The organism is Micromonospora sp. NPDC050695, from assembly GCF_040654415.1.
GTDB lineage: Bacteria > Actinomycetota > Actinomycetes > Mycobacteriales > Micromonosporaceae > Micromonospora.
In genome coordinates, this window is the sequence record NZ_JBFAHZ010000022.1 from 79,199 (window position 1) to 96,279 (window position 17,081).

The window sequence follows — 17,081 nt, forward strand, 5'->3', positions numbered from 1 at the left end:
CGGTTGCGCTACGACAATCATGAGAACCCGCGCCATGATCTGCCACCCTCCGCTGGTATGAGCAGGCCCGTGCGGGGGTACCGCTGAAGAATGCCGTTGACCCGCAGCCTCGACGATTCGACCGTGGTGATCACCGGCGCGTCCAGCGGGATCGGTACGGCCACCGCGTACGCGCTGGCCCGCCGGGGCGTCGCCGTCGTGCTCGCCGCCCGCAGCGAGCCGGCCCTGGAGCAGGTGGCACAGCGCTGCCGGGCGCTCGGTGGCCGGGCGCTGGTCGTACCGACCGACGTGACGGACCTGGAGTCGGTGCGGGAGCTGGCGGACCGGGCGGCGGCCGAGTTCGGGCGGATCGACGCCTGGGTGAACAACGCCGCGGTGAGCGCGGTGGGCCTGTTCGACGAGATTCCGGTCGCCGAGTTCCGCCGGGTGCTGGAGGTCAACCTGCTGGGGGCGGTGCACGGCATCAAGGCCGCGCTGCCGTACCTGGGAGCGGCCGGCGGCGGGGTTCTGGTCAACAACGCGTCGGTGCTGGCCGAGGTGGCGATGCCCTACCAGTCGGCGTACAACGCCACCAAGCACGGCATCCGAGGGCTCGCCGACACGGTCCGGCAGGAGCTGCGGGTCACCGGGCGGGGGCAGATCTCCGTCTGCACCGTCCTGCCGGCCACCATCGACACCCCGTTCTTCCGGCACGCGGCCAACCACACCGGCCGGGAGCTGGTGCCACCTCCGCCGGTCTATCCGCCCGAGGTGGTCGCCGAGACCATCGTCCGGGTGCTCCGCCGGCCACGCCGCGAGGCGTACGCGGGCGGCGCCGCCCGGCTCGTCGGCTTGCAGTGGCGGCTGGCGCCGGCGTTGGTCGAGCGCACCCTCGCCTGGTACGCCCACCGCACCCAGTTCGGTCCGGGCGCGCGGGTGGACAGCAGTGGCAACGTGTTCGGCACCGACGCCGAGGCGCGCCGGGAGGGCGGCTGGCACGGTCGGCGTCGGCAGCTGGTGCGGATGACGGCCGCGTTCGGTCTCGCCGCCGCGGGCACCGCGGTCGGCACGATGGCAGCGATCAACCGGCGCTCCCGGTTGGCGCGCTGATGTCGGCCGTCGACCGACCGGATGCGCCACTCGTCACCGGCGCGCACAATGGGGCGATCATGTCGACCGGTGTGCGGTGCTTCGTGGAGATCGACGAGTCGTCGGCGGTGGTCCGGCTGACCGGCGTGCTCGATGCCGGCGCGGCGGGCACGGTCCGCGACGCGCTGCTCGCGCGGCTCAGTGACCGTCCCGGTCCGGTGGTGGTCGACGTGACCGGGCTGCGGTTCGCCGACCCGGCCGTGCGGGGCGTCTTCGCCGAGGTGCGCCGGGAGGTTGCCGACTGGCCGGCCGCGGATCTGCTGCTCTGCGACCCGACGGTCGCCGGCCCCGACCCGGTGGGCGCCGCGGTGGCGGGCGTGCCGGCCTGGTCGACCCTGGACGGCGCGTTGGCGGCGGTCGCCGAGACTCCGTTGGCGGCGGTGCTCACCGCCGAGCTGACCCCGACGGTGGGTGCCGCACGGGAGGCCCGCGAGCTGGTCACCACCGGGTGCGAGCGCTGGGGTGTGCCGACGCTCGCCGACCCGGCGTGCATCGCGGTCACCGAGATGGTCAACAACGTGGTGGCGCATGCCCACACCCCGATGACGGTGCGGCTGGCCCCGCACGAGGACAGCACCCTGCGCCTGGCGGTCCGGGACCACTCCTCGCGGCGGCCGACGTTCGCGGGGCTGTCCCCGCCGGACCGGGTGGGCGGCCGGGGGCTGCTGCTGATCGACACGGTGACCCGCCGGTGGGGCAGCAGCGCCGTACCGGACGGCAAGGTCGTCTGGTGTGTGCTGCACCCCGACGACGAGGTCGGCTGACGGGGCTTTCCCACCCCGATGCCCGGTTCGGCTGGCGGTGGCCCGGTTACGGCGGGAGGGCAGCGGGTAGTGATCAGACATGCGCGACAACGAGTACCCGACCCCCGTGTCCGACACCGAGGCCCAGGGTTTTCCCGACACCGCCGATGACGACTCGACCGCCAACGACGACGTCCTCACCGGGCGCGAGGCGGACGGCCCGGACCCGGCCCAGCTGCCGGGTGACCGGACGCCGATCGCGGTGGACCGCTTCGGGACCACCGCCGAGGAGCAGCTCGACGGCGAGTCGTTGGACTACAAGCTGGACCGGGAGGTCTACGAACGCCCGGCGGACGACCCGCTGGCCGGGACGATCGACCCGAAGATCGCCTTCGAGGCGGACAACCTGGAGGCCGCGGCGGAGGCCCAGCTGGACGCCGACGTGATGGACCCGGGGCCGACCTCGGACCCGAACTCGCCGGTGTCGCTGTACGACCACGGCCAGCTCGGCACGGTGGCCGACGCGACGGTCGGTCGGCTGGTCGAGCCGGACGAGGGGGCGCACACCGATCAGGAGACCGACTCGGTGGCGTACGACGCCGGTTCGGCCGGTGGCGGTGCGACCGCCGAGGAGCTGGCGATCCACGAGACGGAACCGCCGCGCTCGGTCTGAGCCGGGTCAGTCGTCCAGGCCGCGTTCGATGGCGTACCGGGTCAGCTCGACCCGGTTGTGCAGGTGCAGCTTGCCCAGCGTGTTCTGCACGTGGTTCTGCACGGTGCGGTGCGACAGCCCGAGCCGCTGGGCGATCTGCTTGTACGACATCCCCTTCGCCACCAGCCGCAGCACCTCGGTCTCCCGGTCGGTGAGCCGGGGCGTACCCGGCTCACCGCCGTCGCCCGGGTCGACCCCCGGCCCCGGTCCGGCGGCCAGCCGGCGGTATTCCCCGAGGACGAGCCCGGCGAGGCCGGGGGTGAAGACCGGGTCACCGGCCGCGGTACGACGGACCGCGTCGAGGAACTCGGCCGGCGCCGTCGACTTCACCAGGTAACCGGTGGCACCCGCCTTGACCGCGTCCAGCACGCTCTGCTGTTCGCCGCTGGCGCTGAGCATGAGCACCCGTACGTCGGGCAGCGCCGCGCGCAGCCCGAGGATCACCTCGACCCCGGAGATGTCCGGTAGTTGCAGGTCGAGGACGACCACGTCGGGTCGGGCGGCGGCGGCCACCCGGATCGCCTGCCGCCCCTCGCCGCTGGTCGCCACCACCAGGAAGCCGGCCTCGGTCAGGTCGCGGGCCACACCCTCGCGCCACATCGGATGGTCGTCGACCACCATGACGCGCACCGGGGTCACCGCTGCGTCCTCGGTACGGTCAGTTCGATCTCGGTGCCGGCCTCCGGCACCGACATGATCCGGACCGTCCCGCCCAGGTCGGTGACCCGGCCCCGGATCGACTGGGTCACGCCGAGCCGGCCCTGCGCGGCGGCCTCGGCCAGCCGGCCGTCCGGGATCCCCGGCCCCTCGTCACGGATCGACACGGTCACCGTCGTCCCCTCGTCCTCGATGAGCACCCAGGCCCGTCCACCGGCGTGCCGCCCCACGTTGTCCAGGGCCGCGCCGGTCGCGGCCGCCAACTCGCCGGCCACCTGTCGGGGCAGGGGCACCGGCGTGGCGGGGGCCGAGAGCGACACCGCCGACGACGCGTACCGGCCGAGCAGGCCCCGCAGGTCCACCGCGTCGCCGTCCGACCCGCCGGGAGCCGGGGCGTTGCCCGCGATCAGTGCCCGCAGGGCGGCCTCCTGTTCGCCGGCGAGCCGGGCCAGCTCGCCGGCCTCCCCGGGCAGGTCCGCGCCACGCCGCTGGACCAGCGCCAGCACCTGGAGCACCGAGTCGTGGATGTCCCGGGCCAGCCGCTCCCGCTCCCGGGTGGCCGACTCCAGCTCCACCGCGTGTTGCAGCCGCTCCTCGGCGGCCACCGCGAGTCGGGCCACGTGCCCGACCACCACACCGGCGAGCAGCATCAGGATCAGCCCGGTGAACGAGGACTGGCCGACCCGTTCGCGGGTCGCCAGGTCCGCGCCGGCGACCAGCAGCGCGGCCACCGTGCCTCGCCGCCGGCCGCCGGCGACGGCCCAGGCCAGCACCGGGCCGGCCATCCAGGCCACCCCCAGGGTGGGTACGCCGTGGGTGAGCGCCTCCCGTCCGACCACCCAGGGCGTGGACAGCACGATGGCCATCACCACCCCGAGGTCGGCCAGCAGCAGCGGCCAGCGCCGCCAGGCCGGACGGGCGTAGCCGACGGCGGTCGCCACGGTCCAGGCGATCATGACGAGGACCAGGGCGCCGGCGGCGTACGGGTGGGCGTACCGGTCGGCGTCGCGCACCGAGAGCGCGCAGACGTACGCGAGCGACGCGAACCGGAACACCGCGAGGGCACGCCAGAGTGGCACCTCGAAACCACCGGGCGGCGACGACATGGCGGTCAGGATGCCACAGCCGGGACGCGCGCGCGGTAGGCAACGAGTGCGCTTCGGGAAACCCTGACGTACGGTGGAAATGCCGCGAAATACTCCGAGATTCGCCGTCGGGACGGGGCCATGACGAATGCAGATCCGCACGCACCGCGTACGGTTGTGCCCATCGAACCATCCCTCCTGATCGCCGAGGCCTTCGACCAGGCCCAGGTGACCGAGATTCGACACTCGGTCACCTCCTGCGCGCACGCCTCCGGGCTGGCCGGCCAACGGTTGGACGACTTCGTGCTGGCCATCAACGAACTGATCACCAACGCGGTGCGGCACGGCGGAGGGCGGGGCTGGCTGCGGCTCTGGCAGGAGCCGGGGGCACTGGTCTGCGAGGTCGCCGACCACGGGCACGGGATCAGCCCGCAGCGGCTGGGCGACCGCAGCCGCCCGGCACCCGACACGGCCGGCGGCTGGGGCCTCTGGCTGGCCCGTGAGCTGACCGACGACATGGATGTCGCCACCAGCGCCGCGGGCACGACCGTCCGCATCACCAGCGCCCTCACCAACCACACGTCCCGCTAACCCACGCCGGGCCGCCCCCACCCCGGCCCGCCACCCCTCCGATCTTGCACAAACTGTCCCGACGAATGACGCAAACCCGCCCATCACGGGGACAGAAACTGCAAGATCGCGGGACGGGACGGGACGGGGCGAGGTCGGGGCGGCGCGGGGTCAGGCGAAGAGGGCGGAGACGGACTCTCCGTTGTGGATCCGGCGCATCGCCTCGGCCAGGGCGGGAGCCACCGAGAGCACCTGGAGTTTCGGCACCCGCTTGGCGGCGGGGATGGGAACCGTGTTGGTGCAGACGATCTCCAGTACGCCGTCCTGATCGCTGAGCCGGTGCAGCGCGTCGCCGGAGAACAGGCCGTGCGTGCAGGCCAACCGGATCGAGCGGACCTTCAGGCCGCGCAGGTGCTCCATCAGCTCGACGACCGTGCTGCCCTTGGCGATCTCGTCGTCCAGCACGATGACGTCCCGGTCGGCGACCTCGCCGATCACCGCGCTGATCTTGACCAGGTCGTCGCTGAACCGTTGCTTCGCACCGGCCGCGACCGGCGTGCCGAGCAGCCGGGCGAAGGCGGCGGCCTCCTTGGCGTTGCCCAGGTCGGGCGAGACCACCACGGTGTCGCTGAGGTCGTAGCGCCGGAAGTGGTTAGCCAGCTCCCGCAGGGCGTGCAGGTGGTCCACGGGGACGCTGAAGAAGCCGTGCACCTGCGGCGAGTGCAGGGTCATCGCGAGCACCCGGTCCGCCCCGGCCGAGGTGAGCAGGTCGGCGACGAGCCGGGCGCCGATCGAGATCCGCGGCGCGTCCTTCTTGTCCGAGCGGGCGTACGCGTAGTGCGGCAGCACCACCGTGATCCGGCCGGCGGAGGCACCCCGCGCCGCGTCGATCATCAGTAGCAGCTCGACCAGGTTCTCCTGGACGGGCGGCACCAGCGGCTGGATCAGGAAGACGTCCCGCTCCCGGCAGTTGGCCTGCAGCTGCACTTCCAGACAGTCGTTGGCGAACCGGGAGACCCGCACCGGATGCAGCGGCACCCCCAGGTGGGCGCAGATCTCGGCGGCGAGGTCGGGATGGGCGGTTCCACTGAAAACGGCGATGTCGCGCACGTTCGCACATCGTAGGCGAAGCGGAGGCCCGCGTGACGTCGGTCGCTCCGCGCCGCCGGTTTGGGTACGGTGCTGCGGTGACCCCCCAGTACGTCGCCGCCATCGACCAGGGCACCACCTCGTCACGGTGCATCGTCTTCGACTCCGCCGGGGAGATCGTCGCCGTGGCCCAGCGCGAGCACCGGCAGATCTTCCCCAGACCCGGTTGGGTGGAGCACGACGCCGAGGAGATCTGGGACAACGTCCAGCAGGTGGTCTCCGAGGCGCTGCGGGCCGCCGGCACCGACACGGCCGGGCTGGCCGCCGTGGGTATCACCAACCAGCGGGAGACCACCGTCGTGTGGGACCGGGCCACCGGCCGCCCGGTGGCCAACGCCATCGTCTGGCAGGACACCCGCACCGGGCCGCTGCTGCGCGAGCTGGCTTCGGCGTACGGCGAGGAGCGGTTCCGGACCCGCACCGGCCTGCCGCTGGCCACCTACTTCGCCGGGCCGAAGCTGCGCTGGCTGCTCGACGAGGTCGACGGCCTGCGCGAGCGCGCCGAACGCGGCGAGGTGCTGTTCGGCACCATGGACAGCTGGCTGATCTGGAATCTGACCGGCGAGCACGTGACCGACGTGACCAACGCCAGCCGGACCATGCTGATGGACCTCACCACCCTGAACTGGGATCCGGATCTGCTGGACGCGATGGGCGTGCCGGCGGCGATGCTGCCGGAGATCCGCTGCTCCGCCGAGGTGTACGGCACGGGCACCGGCGTGCTCGCCGGGGTGCCGGTGGCCAGCGCCCTCGGCGACCAGCAGGCCGCTCTGTTCGGGCAGACCTGCTTCCAGCCGGGCGAGGCGAAGTGCACCTACGGCACCGGCAGTTTCCTGCTGCTCAACACCGGAGCCAGCCCGGTCCCGTCGACACACGGCCTGCTCACCACGGTCGCCTACCGGATCGAGGGCCAACCCCCGGCGTACGCCCTGGAGGGCGCCATCGCGGTCACCGGCTCGCTGGTGCAGTGGCTGCGGGACAACCTCGGGCTGATCTCGTCGGCCGCGGAGGTGGAGGATCTGGCAGGCACCGTGGACGACAACGGCGGCTGCTACGTCGTGCCGGCGTTCTCCGGGCTGTTCGCTCCACACTGGCGCAGCGACGCGCGCGGCGTGATCGCCGGCCTGACCGGCTACATCACCAAGGGGCACCTGGCGCGGGCGGTGCTGGAGGCGTCGGCGTGGCAGACCCGCGAGGTGGTCGACGCGATGAACGCCGACTCCGACGTGGCGCTGCGCCGACTCCGGGTGGACGGTGGGATGACCGCCAACGGGCTGCTCATGCAGTTCCTCGCCGACGTGCTCGACGTGCCGGTGGTCCGCTCCCGGATCACCGAGACCACCTGCCTCGGCGCGGCGTACGCGGCCGGTCTCGCGGTCGGCTTCTGGCCCGACCTGGCCACCCTGCGGGCGCAGTGGCGCTCCGACGCGCAGTGGGAGCCGGCCATGGCCCCGGAGCTGCGCGAGCAGGAGCTGCACCAGTGGCGCAAGGCCGTGCAGCGCACCCTCGACTGGGTGGAGTGAGCCGTGCCGGTGACCAACCCGTGGCTGGGCGGCCCCAGCCCCCGGGAACGCCTCGACCGTCCGAGGTTGCAGGAGCGGATCCTCAACCTGCTGTCCTCGCAGAACATGTGCGTACTGGCCACCACCGGCCCGGACGGCCCGTTGGCCACCCCCGTGCGGTATTTCCACCTCGACTTCGCGCTGCTGTTCACCGCGGCGGCGAACTCGCCGAAGATGCGCAACATCGCCGCCGACCCCCGGGTGTCGATCGGCGTCTTCGCCCCGCTGGTCGGCCAGGCCAGCAGCCGAGGCGCACAGCTCTTCGGCCGGGCCCGGGTCCTCGATTCACAGGATGAGGACTTCGCCCACTACTGGCCGGCGGTGCGCTGGCAGTCCGACCACGTCGAGCGGTCACGCAGTCTGGACGACCCGCCCGACGGGCCGCTCGTGGTGGTGGAGGCGGATCGGATCGTCTACACCGAGCACTGGCTACGCCGCGACGGCTACGCCCCGCGCCAGTTCTGGAAGCGTTAGCTCTCCTCGTCCGACTCGGCGTCCCGCGCCTGGTGCGGCCGGTGCTCAGAAATCCACGCCTCTACGTCCGTGACCAGCCACACCGCTCCCCCGGCCAGCCGATCGAACGGCTCCGGGAAGTCCGGTCGACTGGTGATCTGCACGACGCGAGCGCGGGACACCTGGAGACGTTCCTGTAGCTCGGCGCTGCCGTACAGCCTGCGGACCATGGATCGGACGCTATGCGCACCCGTCAGTGTCACATGTGGCAGCTGTCAGACTTGACACTGTCTGGTATGACAGGGAGGCTCTTCCCGGGGCCGGTGGCACCGCGCCAGCTCGGCCCTCGGGGAAGCGGTCCGGCTGCCTGACCAGGGGCCGGTGGCCGGACCTGCCCTTCTTGGAGGTGCGATGCTGGAGCGCGAGCTGCCCCGCAGCGAGTGGGTGCCGTTGTTGGCCAGGCGGATCATCACCCAGCATCACGTCGACGGCGGGTGTGGGCGCTGCCGATCCGACGGGTGCGACGCGCTGCGGTGGGCGCGGGACCGGGTGCGGGCCGCGCGTACGGGCAACAGTCGGCCGGACCGGTTCTGAGATCCGCGTGGTTCAGCTCCAGCGGTTGCCGGTGAGCTTCTCGTAGACCTCGACGTAGCGGGCGCGGGTCGCCTCGACGACTTCGGCGGGTACGTCCGGCGCCGGGGCCTGCTTGTCCCAGCCGGTGCCGGTGGCCCAGTCGCGCACGTACTGCTTGTCGTAGGAGAACTGCACCCGACCCGGCTGGTACGACTCGGCCGGCCAGAACCGCGACGAGTCGGAGGTGAGCAGCTCGTCGGCGAGGACCAGGGTGCCGTCCGGCGCCCAGCCCAGCTCGATCTTGGTGTCGGCGATCAGGATGCCCCGGTCGGCGGCCAGCTCCGCGCCGCGCCGGTAGATGTCGAGGGTGATCTGCCGAAGCCGCTCGGCGGTGGCCTCGCCGACCTTGGCCACCACGTCGTCGTACGTGATGGGTTCGTCGTGCTCCCCCATCGGCGCCTTGCTCGACGGTGTGAAGATCGGTTCGGGCAGGATCGACGCCTCGCCGAGCCCCCGGGGCAGCGACACACCGGAGACCGTGCCGGTGCGCTCGTACTCCCGCAGGCCGCCGCCGGTGAGGTAGCCGCGCGCGACGCACTCGACCGGGACCATGTCGAGCCGCTGGCAGCGGATCGCCCGCCCGGCGAACTCGGCGGGCACGTCGGTGGACGAGATGACGTGGTTCGGCACCAGGTCGGCGAGCTGCTCGAACCACCAGAGCGAGAGCGCGGTGAGCAGGCGACCCTTGTCCGGGATCGGCGTCGGCAGGGCCACGTCGTAGATCGAGATGCGATCCGAGGCGACCAGGATCAGGTCGTCGCCGTCGGCGTAGACGTCCCGGACCTTGCCCGAGTGCAGAAGTTCCACGCGCCCTAGTACACCACGCGGCACCGGAGAGGCTGATCCGACTACCCACGCCGAGGGGCGACGCGGGGTGACCGGACGGACGTTGACACCCTCCTGCGCCGCCTGCGTGAATGGTCCGACCGCTGCCCACGCAGGTGCCAGGAGACCCCCGTGCCCGTTGTTCGACCCCCGATCGACCGCCTCGGCGCCGACCCGGGCCGGCGCCGCCTGCTCACCGCGATGCTCGGCGCTCCCCTGCTGGCGTCCGGCGGGCTGGCCGGTTGCAGCGACGGCGCCACCACCTCCAGCCAGAGCGGGCCGGTCGAGCTGTCGGTCTTCTGGTGGGGCAGCGCGAAACGGGCGGAGCTCACCGAGAAGGCGCTCCGGCTCTACTCGGACCGCAACCCACAGGTCACCTTCCGGGTCACCTGGCAGGGCATCGACGGCTACTACGACCGGCTGGCCACCCAGGCGGCCGGTGGCAACGTGCCGGATCTGATCCAGCTCGACGACTCCATGCTGACCGAGTACACCCAGCGCCAGATCGTCCTCGATCTCACCGACCGGGTCACCGACCACCGGTTGGACCTGCGCGGCCTGCCGGAGGGCCTGATCCGCTACGGCACGGTGGACGGCCGGACGATGGCGGTCGCCAGCGGGCAGACCCTCGCCGGCGTGGTCTTCAACCGGGACCTGCTGCGGGAGTTGCGGGTGCCGGAGCCGCGCGGCGGGATGACCTGGGCGGAGTACATCTCCTGGGCGGAGCAGGTCACCGAGGCCAGCGACGGCCGGGTGGCCGGCACCATGGACGCGTCCGGCGACTACCGGGCGCTGTGGCTGTGGCTGCGCTCGCAGGGCGGCGAGTTCTACCGGGGGCGGCAGCTGGGCTTCGGCGCGGACGAGCTGATCAGCTGGTTCGAGCTGTGGCAGCGGGCCCGCGCCGAGCGGGCGACGCCGGGCGCGGCGCTTGTCGAGCAGGCCGACAGCGGCGAGCCGGCCCGGCAACCGGTGGTGACCGGGCTGACCGCCACGTCGTTCGCCTGGTCGCATCAGCTACCGGAGCTGCAACGCCTCACCAAATCCGAGTTGGGTGTGGTCGGCTTCCCCGGCCCGCCGGGAGCCCAGTGGGCGCGGGCGTCGATGTACTGGGCGGCGTTCCGGGGCACCCGGCACCCGGACACGGTCACCGACGTGATCAACTTTCTGACCACGAACGGCGAGGCCGGCACCGTCCTCGGCCACGAGCGGGGGCTGAACGCCAGCCTCCTCGTCCGCCGCTACGCCGAGGGCAGCATCACCGACCCGGCCCAGCGGCGCGCCGCCGCGTTCGGCGCCAGCATCGCCGACCTGCTCGGTCCGGCACCGGCGCCACCGCCCAAGGGGCACGCCAAGGTTCGTACCCTGCTGGTCACCGCCGCCGAGCGCATCCGCGTCAAGCGCGACGGCACCCGCGAGGCCACCGCGCGCTTCCTGTCGCAGGCCATCGCGGCCCTCGCGGTGTGAGCACCGGCGGCCGGCCCAGGGCCGGCCGCTGGTGACCTCCCGTCGCCCCCGGTCAGCGCTGCGGGCCGCGACGATTGCGCACCAGTCGCAGTACCAGGAAGACGATCACCGCCACCACCACCAGGCAGCAGAGCAGCCCGAGGAATCCGAACCCGCCGCCGCGGGACCGCCGTCGGGCCGCCTCCACCACCAGCTCGCCGGTGCCCGTGGACGCCCAGGCCGCGACGGGCACGAACACCGCCAGCACGACCGTACCGAGGACCGCGCTGAGCCGGCCCCACCACCTACCGAATGAAGACATGCGCCCATCCTCGCCGAAGGGCGCAACCTCGGCACGTGGGTCCGCGCCGAATTCACGGGACCGGGGCCCCAGGTGAGCCCACCGGTACGCAACGATCCCGCAACCTCCCGGCAAAGTTGATGATCTTTACATGAATCCCCCGAGGTGATCGGATCCCTCCAGGTTCAACTCTGGAGGCACTGTGCGGCTCTCTCTCACCCGAAGATCTGCGGCAGCAGCGGTCGGCGTCACCCTCGTCACCGCTCTGGTCACCCCCACGACGGCCCACGGCGCCCCCGCGTCCCCACCGCCGCCGGCGCCACCGGCCACGACCGGCACCGCCGACCGCGCACCGGTCACGGTCACGCTGATCACCGGCGACACGGTGACGGTGACGCCGGGACGCGACGGGACGCCGCCCGGCGTGGACGTGGAGCGCGCGCCGGGCGCCACCGGCGCCGTCCGCGTCGCCACCGAGGGTGGGGACACCTATGTGTACCCGGACGAGGCGATGCCGTACCTCGCGACCGGTCGACTCGACAAGCAGCTCTTCGACGTCACCCAACTCGTCGCCCAGGGCTTCGACGACGCGCGGACCAGCGCACTCCCCCTGATCGTCACCCGTACGACGGGTGCGGCGGCCCTCCGGGCCAGCGCCGCGCTGCCCGGCGCGCAGACCACTCTGGACCTGCCCTCGATCGGCGGCCAGGCGATCCGTACGCGTCGGGCGCAGGCCGCCGACTTCTGGTCGGCCCTCACCGGCGGTGCGGCGCAGGCGGCTCCGCCGTCGAGCGGCCGGAGCGCCGGCACGGCCACGCCCTCCTTTACCGCCGGCGTCGACACGGTGTGGCTCGACGGCCGGGCGAAGGCCGCCCTCGCCGACACCACGGCGCAGGTCGGTGCCCCCGCCGCCTGGGCCGCCGGGGGCACCGGCAGCGGCGTCCGCGTCGCCGTGCTGGACACCGGAGTGGACACGACCCACCCGGACCTCGCGAACCGGGTGGTGGCGTCGCGCAGCTTCATCCCCGGCGAGGACATCATCGACCGCAACGGACACGGCACCCACACCGCCTCCACCGTCGCCGGCACCGGCGCCGCCTCCGGCGGCAAGGAACGAGGGGTCGCCCCCGACGCCAGCCTGGTGATCGGCAAGGTCCTCGACAGCAACGGAAGCGGGTCGATCTCGGGGATCATCGCCGGCATGGAGTGGGCGGCGCGGACCGAACACGCCAAGGTGATCAACATGAGCCTGGGGGTCAACGCCTGGCACACCCAGGACGATCCGCTGAGCCAGTCCCTGAACCAGTTGACCGCCGAGACGGGCGCGCTCTTCGTCGTCTCCGCCGGCAACAGCGGACCCGACCCGTACACCCTCGGAGCGCCGGGAACCGCGGACGCCGCGCTCACCATCGGCGCGGTCGACGGCTCCGACCACCTGGCCGACTTCTCCAGCGCCGGCCCGCGGATGGCCGACGACGCCCTGAAGCCCGACATGACCGCACCCGGCGTGGACGTGCTCGCGGCCCGCTCGCAGCACCTCACCTGGGGTGAGGGCTTCTACCAGCTGGACAGCGGCACCTCCATGGCGGCGCCGCACGTCACCGGGGCCGCCGCCCTGCTGGCCCAGAAGCACCCGCAGTGGAGCGCGCAGCAGATCAAGGACGCCCTGATGGGCACCAGCGTGCGCACGCCCGACTACAACGCCTACCGGGCCGGCAGCGGTCGGCTGAACGTGGCCGCCGCCTACCACCAGGACCAGATCATCGCGACCGGGTCGGTGGACGCCGGCCTCGTCGGCTGGTCGCCCGGCATCCAGCCGCAGCGGATCACCCGGAAGATCAGCTACACCAACACCACGGGCAGCCCCCTCACGCTCGATCTCTCCGTCGATCGCGGCGACTCCCCCGCCACGACGTTCACGGCGAGCGCCGCCCAGGTCACGGTGCCGGCGCACGGCACGTCGACGGTCGACGTGGTGGTGGACCCGGAAGGGCTCGCCGCCGGCCGCTACTCCGCCCAGGTCACCGCCCGCCACCCGGCCGGTGAGGTGCACACGGCCGTCGGGGTCGCCGTGGAATCCAAGAAGTACGACCTGACCATCAACCTCAAGGACCGCGCCGGACAGCCCGCGAGCGGCGAGGTGGAGATCGTCAGCGCCGACGGGATCTCCACCTTCATGTGGGTACGGGACGGGAAGCTCACCAGCCGCTGGGACCCCGGCTCCTACACGGTCGTCGCCGCCACCGACGTAAAGGGTCTGCACGGCGCCCACTCCCTCGGGCTCGCGATGCTGACCGCCCCCGAGGTGGACCTGACGAGCAACCGGGTCGTCGACCTCGACGCCTCGAAGGCCCGCCAGGTCACAGTCGCGACCACCCAGCCGACCGCCGTCACCAACAGCCGCATCGACGTCTACCGCTCGTTCACGTCCCGCGAGCCGACGCCCAGCGACGGAAGCGCCCTGCGCGAGACGTTCTGGCCGGGCACCACCTACGACAGCCTGTGGGCACTGCCCACCAGGGACAAGGTGACGAAGGGCAGCTTCGTCTTCACCACCCGGATCCGCGCCGCACAGACGCCGCTGGAGATCATCCACAACGGCCACCGAGTCGGCGACCCCCTCGTGCAACCCGGCTCCCGACCGCTGCCCGACGGCACCTCGCGCCTGGACGCCGTCTTCGCCGGCACCGGCTCGAAGGCCGACTACACCGGCGTGTCCGCCCGCGGCAGGGCCGTGGTCGTACGCGACAGCGACGCCGTGACCCCCGCGGACCAGGTGGCGGCGGCGCAGGCCGCCGGCGCGGCGATGCTCCTCGTGGTCAACGACGGCGAAGGCCGCACCAGCGGCTGGTACGGAAACGCCGACGGCACGACCGCCGGGCCGGTCCCGGTCGCCTCGCTGGTCAAGGGCGAGGGCGAAACCCTGATCACGACGATCACCGCCGCCGGCCGGAAGGGGGTACGACTCACCGTCACCGCCCACCCCTCGCCGAAATACCTGTACGACCTGGTCGACTACCACCGTGGCGGGGTGCCCAGTGACCCGTCGGCCAGGACCGACCCCCGCAGCCTCGCCCGGATCGACCTCCAGTTCACCCCGCCGCCGGGCAAGCGGTCCGCCGAGACGCGGGTGGACTTCCCGCCGTACGAGTGGTCCGCCGCCCGCTCGTTCCCGTTCGATCCGGTCACCCCGGGGCCGCGTACCGACTGGGTCTCCGCCGGTGACGGCATCAGGTGGAAGCAGGACGCCTACGTCGACGGCTGGACGCGATCGCACACGGACGAGATCGCCTACCGGCCGGGCAGCGACCAGAAGGACCGCTGGTTCGGGCCCATCACCCGGCCACGTCTGCTCACCAACGAGATCCCATTCCGCAGCGAGGGCTACCTGAGCGCCTACATCCAGGGATTCGGTGATGCGGGCGCCGCGCACAGCGGCGGCAGCGGCATGCTCCAGCGGATCACGTTGTACCAGGGCGACAAGCAGCTGGTTCAGTTGGAGGGGTGGCCGAAGTTCAACGCCAGCGAGTTGTCACCGCAGAAGCTGCCGTACCGGCTGGTCGTCGAGACGGAGACCAACCCGGACTACAGCCCGTACTCCAGCAGCGGGCGCACCGAGTGGAACTTCCTCTCCGGTGCGGCCGAGGACGTGCAGGCCATCCCACTGGTCCAGTTGGACTACGGGACAGATCTGGACCTGGCAGGCCGCGCTACGCGCCGGACCGACCTCGCCATCACGCCGGTGGTGGTGGGCAGCACCGCCGCCCGGGACGGGGTCTCCGCACTCGGCCTCGAGGTCTCCTACGACGACGGGCGCACCTGGCAGCGGCAGGACCTGAAGGAACGCAAGGGCACCTGGACGGCGTCCCTGAACGCGCCGCACCGCGCCGACTACGTGTCCATCCGCGTCACCGCCAAGCAGCGCAACGGCGGCGGTGTCACGCAGACCGTCATGCGGGCCTTCGGCCTCAGGTGACATCCGCGGGGGGCCGGTGCCCGGTCGGCACCGGCCCCCGCGGTGTGACATGGCAACGAGTAAGCACAGGGAACCCGGAGTGGGCGTGTGTTGATATCGCCCATGATCTAGTCATGGTGTCTCGCTCATGGTGCGACCATGTTCAAGCCCACGAAGACGCCGGTGTCGCCGCCGCTATCGAGGAAGCTGTCGTAGACCTTGAGCGCCTGGCCTACGAGCACAGCCCCTACATGGAACCTGTCTATCGTTCGTAGCTGTTCGACGCCGGTATTTCATCCCTTGAGAAGCACTCACGCGAACTTGGGCGTAGCTCCTGTCTCACGCCCGCCGCCGTCGATTCACTGACCCCTGACAGGGAGACAGGGCCCACGTCGCCCTGAAGCTGATCTCTCGGCGTAACGCCGACGAGATCCAGCGGGTGCCCTTCCGGCGCGAGGTCGAGGCGCTTCACCGAGTGGACCATCCGAACATCGTCTCATTGCTGGCCTTCGGCGGGGACTGTCTCGCCAACGGCTCTGACTCACTTGCGGGTGGTGACTGGGAGTAGTGGCCTATCTTCGTGTGCGTACAGCTGCCCAAATTGGTGCAGTCAGGGCAAGCGGTGTAGCGGATTGTGGTTGTGGCAGCCAGGCGGGGACCGATCAGCACCGAAGCGCGAGCACCGGAGGCTTGGGCGGACGCTGGCGATGCCGTCACGAAATGTCACCACCGAATGTGAGCCAGAGCCGAATGCGAGACAGAGCCCTTAAATCCACAAACCCTCTCGAACGCATCAACCTGGGTAGTGCCAAAAGGGTGGCTCTGAGTTACCCCCACTTTGATGGAGCGGTGGTCACCTGCTGCCGGTTGGTGCAGGGGTGGCGATGGGTGACTCGGCTGGGTTCCACCGGCGCCCCAACCGCTCGACCCAACATCCACCTCAGGTAACCCCACAGAGCAGAGAAAGATGACGAACGCGACAAACCACCGCCAGGATGAACCTCTGGTTCAGGATGTGCGTTGAACATACAGGCCATCCCGGAAGTAACACCTTGTTCCCGAAAGGGAGTTAAGAACAAATGGACGATCATTTTCGACCCGATAGCATCGGCGTTTGGGACGCATCAGATGCTCCCCCCAAGGGTGCCATATTCACCGATAGTGCCATCATTCTCGCCGACATCCTTGAGGCCGAGACTCTCCGTGCCGCATCCGCATTTCCTAAAGACGCCGGGACGTTGCGGGTTTTCGCACATGCCATGCTAGTTCAGCGCAATGGACGTGCACAGCACATGCCGGTGGTCGAGGGTGGTGTCGTGCCGGCAAAGACACTTGCTGCATGGATAGCTCGATATGGGTCGAAGGCGAAATCGATCGAGCTGATCGTTTGTCACGCGGGATCCGGCGGCAAGGATTCTTACGCGGTTTCTTTAGCCCGAATGATTCGGGGTCGCACTGTACACTATGCGGATGGGGCCGTGACGACGACTCGTTCCGGCCGAGTTTTCATCGGTGAAGGCGCTACTGCGTGGCGCTCTTCGAACGTAGCGGGTCGCGGTGCGATGCACACCCGCGTCGTGCGCCATCCCCGCGCCCTAGACGGCTCGATCGCACCCACTCCGCGTGACCTTATCGGCTCTGTTACCTGGTCTCGTGGATACGAGATCGAATGTCCGACTGTGCTGATCGAGCTCCCTCCTGGATCGCCCGCAAGCGAGGCCGAGTCTGGTTCTCCAGTAGCCTCACGTCGAGGTGTTCGACTGGTGACGGACCCAGGGCGTTCGCAAGGTAGAGATATGTCCGTTCTAGGTGATTCCTGGTAGTTGTAGGGATCGGCGCGGGTTTCGGCTGTTCTTTCGTAGGGC

The 17,081-nt window shown here is 71.2% G+C and carries 15 protein-coding genes; 9 read left to right on the forward strand and 6 right to left on the reverse strand.

The window, feature by feature from the left end:
* Nucleotides 1–90: 90 nt before the first annotated feature.
* The 3 genes from AB0H52_RS18650 (at nucleotide 91) to AB0H52_RS18660 (ending at nucleotide 2,544) form a co-directional block, all read left to right on the forward strand.
* Nucleotides 91–1,089: an SDR family oxidoreductase gene (locus tag AB0H52_RS18650; RefSeq protein WP_151489995.1), complete on the forward strand. Its 999-nt coding sequence runs from the start codon at nucleotides 91–93 to the stop codon at nucleotides 1,087–1,089.
* Nucleotides 1,090–1,148: 59 nt separating this feature from the next.
* Nucleotides 1,149–1,892, forward strand: a complete 744-nt coding sequence (locus AB0H52_RS18655; protein ID WP_225854500.1) for an ATP-binding protein — start codon at nucleotides 1,149–1,151, stop codon at nucleotides 1,890–1,892.
* A gap of 79 nt (nucleotides 1,893–1,971) precedes the next feature.
* Nucleotides 1,972–2,544, forward strand: a complete 573-nt coding sequence (locus AB0H52_RS18660; RefSeq protein WP_151489997.1) for a DUF5709 domain-containing protein — start codon at nucleotides 1,972–1,974, stop codon at nucleotides 2,542–2,544.
* Between the two features lie 6 nt (nucleotides 2,545–2,550).
* On the opposite strand, the gene AB0H52_RS18665 is transcribed toward AB0H52_RS18660, so the two are convergent.
* Together AB0H52_RS18665 and AB0H52_RS18670 are read right to left on the reverse strand one after the other, a co-directional pair.
* On the reverse strand, nucleotides 2,551–3,204 hold the full coding sequence (locus AB0H52_RS18665; RefSeq protein ID WP_151490008.1) for a response regulator transcription factor: 654 nt from the start codon (nucleotides 3,202–3,204) through the stop codon (nucleotides 2,551–2,553).
* 14 nt (nucleotides 3,205–3,218) lie between these two features.
* A complete protein-coding gene (locus AB0H52_RS18670) occupies nucleotides 3,219–4,346 on the reverse strand; it encodes a DUF5931 domain-containing protein (protein ID WP_151489998.1) in 1,128 nt (375 codons plus the stop codon).
* Nucleotides 4,347–4,466: 120 nt separating this feature from the next.
* On the opposite strand from AB0H52_RS18670, the gene AB0H52_RS18675 reads away from it, so the two are divergent.
* Nucleotides 4,467–4,916 carry an ATP-binding protein gene (locus AB0H52_RS18675; RefSeq protein WP_357948806.1) on the forward strand — a complete coding sequence of 150 codons (450 nt, stop codon included), beginning with the start codon at nucleotides 4,467–4,469 and terminating at the stop codon, nucleotides 4,914–4,916.
* A gap of 150 nt (nucleotides 4,917–5,066) precedes the next feature.
* Here the strand turns inward: AB0H52_RS18675 and AB0H52_RS18680 are convergent, their stop codons facing one another.
* Nucleotides 5,067–6,005 carry a ribose-phosphate pyrophosphokinase gene (locus AB0H52_RS18680; protein ID WP_151490000.1) on the reverse strand — a complete coding sequence of 313 codons (939 nt, stop codon included), beginning with the start codon at nucleotides 6,003–6,005 and terminating at the stop codon, nucleotides 5,067–5,069.
* 77 nt (nucleotides 6,006–6,082) lie between these two features.
* Here AB0H52_RS18680 and glpK point away from each other — a divergent pair, with 77 nt between their 5' ends.
* On the forward strand, nucleotides 6,083–7,567 hold the full coding sequence (glpK, locus tag AB0H52_RS18685) for a glycerol kinase GlpK (protein ID WP_151490001.1): 1,485 nt from the start codon (nucleotides 6,083–6,085) through the stop codon (nucleotides 7,565–7,567).
* Nucleotides 7,568–7,570: 3 nt separating this feature from the next.
* Nucleotides 7,571–8,080 carry a pyridoxamine 5'-phosphate oxidase family protein gene (locus AB0H52_RS18690; RefSeq protein ID WP_151490002.1) on the forward strand — a complete coding sequence of 170 codons (510 nt, stop codon included), beginning with the start codon at nucleotides 7,571–7,573 and terminating at the stop codon, nucleotides 8,078–8,080.
* Here AB0H52_RS18690 and AB0H52_RS18695 read toward each other — a convergent pair.
* Nucleotides 8,077–8,289 carry a DNA-binding protein gene (locus AB0H52_RS18695; RefSeq protein ID WP_151490003.1) on the reverse strand — a complete coding sequence of 71 codons (213 nt, stop codon included), beginning with the start codon at nucleotides 8,287–8,289 and terminating at the stop codon, nucleotides 8,077–8,079. The genes AB0H52_RS18690 and AB0H52_RS18695 overlap by 4 nt on opposite strands.
* A gap of 181 nt (nucleotides 8,290–8,470) precedes the next feature.
* Between AB0H52_RS18695 and AB0H52_RS18700 the strand changes: the two genes are divergently transcribed.
* On the forward strand, nucleotides 8,471–8,653 hold the full coding sequence (locus tag AB0H52_RS18700; protein ID WP_151490004.1) for a hypothetical protein: 183 nt from the start codon (nucleotides 8,471–8,473) through the stop codon (nucleotides 8,651–8,653).
* 12 nt (nucleotides 8,654–8,665) lie between these two features.
* Here AB0H52_RS18700 and AB0H52_RS18705 read toward each other — a convergent pair whose 3' ends face one another.
* The gene (locus tag AB0H52_RS18705; protein ID WP_151490005.1) at nucleotides 8,666–9,499 is read right to left on the reverse strand and encodes a phosphoribosylaminoimidazolesuccinocarboxamide synthase; all 834 of its coding nucleotides are present in this window, start codon (nucleotides 9,497–9,499) and stop codon (nucleotides 8,666–8,668) included.
* A gap of 150 nt (nucleotides 9,500–9,649) precedes the next feature.
* Here AB0H52_RS18705 and AB0H52_RS18710 point away from each other — a divergent pair, with 150 nt between their 5' ends.
* Nucleotides 9,650–10,981, forward strand: a complete 1,332-nt coding sequence (locus tag AB0H52_RS18710) for an extracellular solute-binding protein (RefSeq protein WP_192580270.1) — start codon at nucleotides 9,650–9,652, stop codon at nucleotides 10,979–10,981.
* Nucleotides 10,982–11,033: 52 nt separating this feature from the next.
* On the opposite strand, the gene AB0H52_RS18715 is transcribed toward AB0H52_RS18710, so the two are convergent.
* Nucleotides 11,034–11,282, reverse strand: a complete 249-nt coding sequence (locus tag AB0H52_RS18715) for a hypothetical protein (protein WP_151490006.1) — start codon at nucleotides 11,280–11,282, stop codon at nucleotides 11,034–11,036.
* 181 nt (nucleotides 11,283–11,463) lie between these two features.
* Between AB0H52_RS18715 and AB0H52_RS18720 the strand changes: the two genes are divergently transcribed.
* Nucleotides 11,464–15,237, forward strand: coding sequence for a S8 family serine peptidase (locus AB0H52_RS18720; RefSeq protein ID WP_357948813.1), 3,774 nt, complete (start codon nucleotides 11,464–11,466; stop codon nucleotides 15,235–15,237).
* Nucleotides 15,238–17,081: the final 1,844 nt, after the last annotated feature.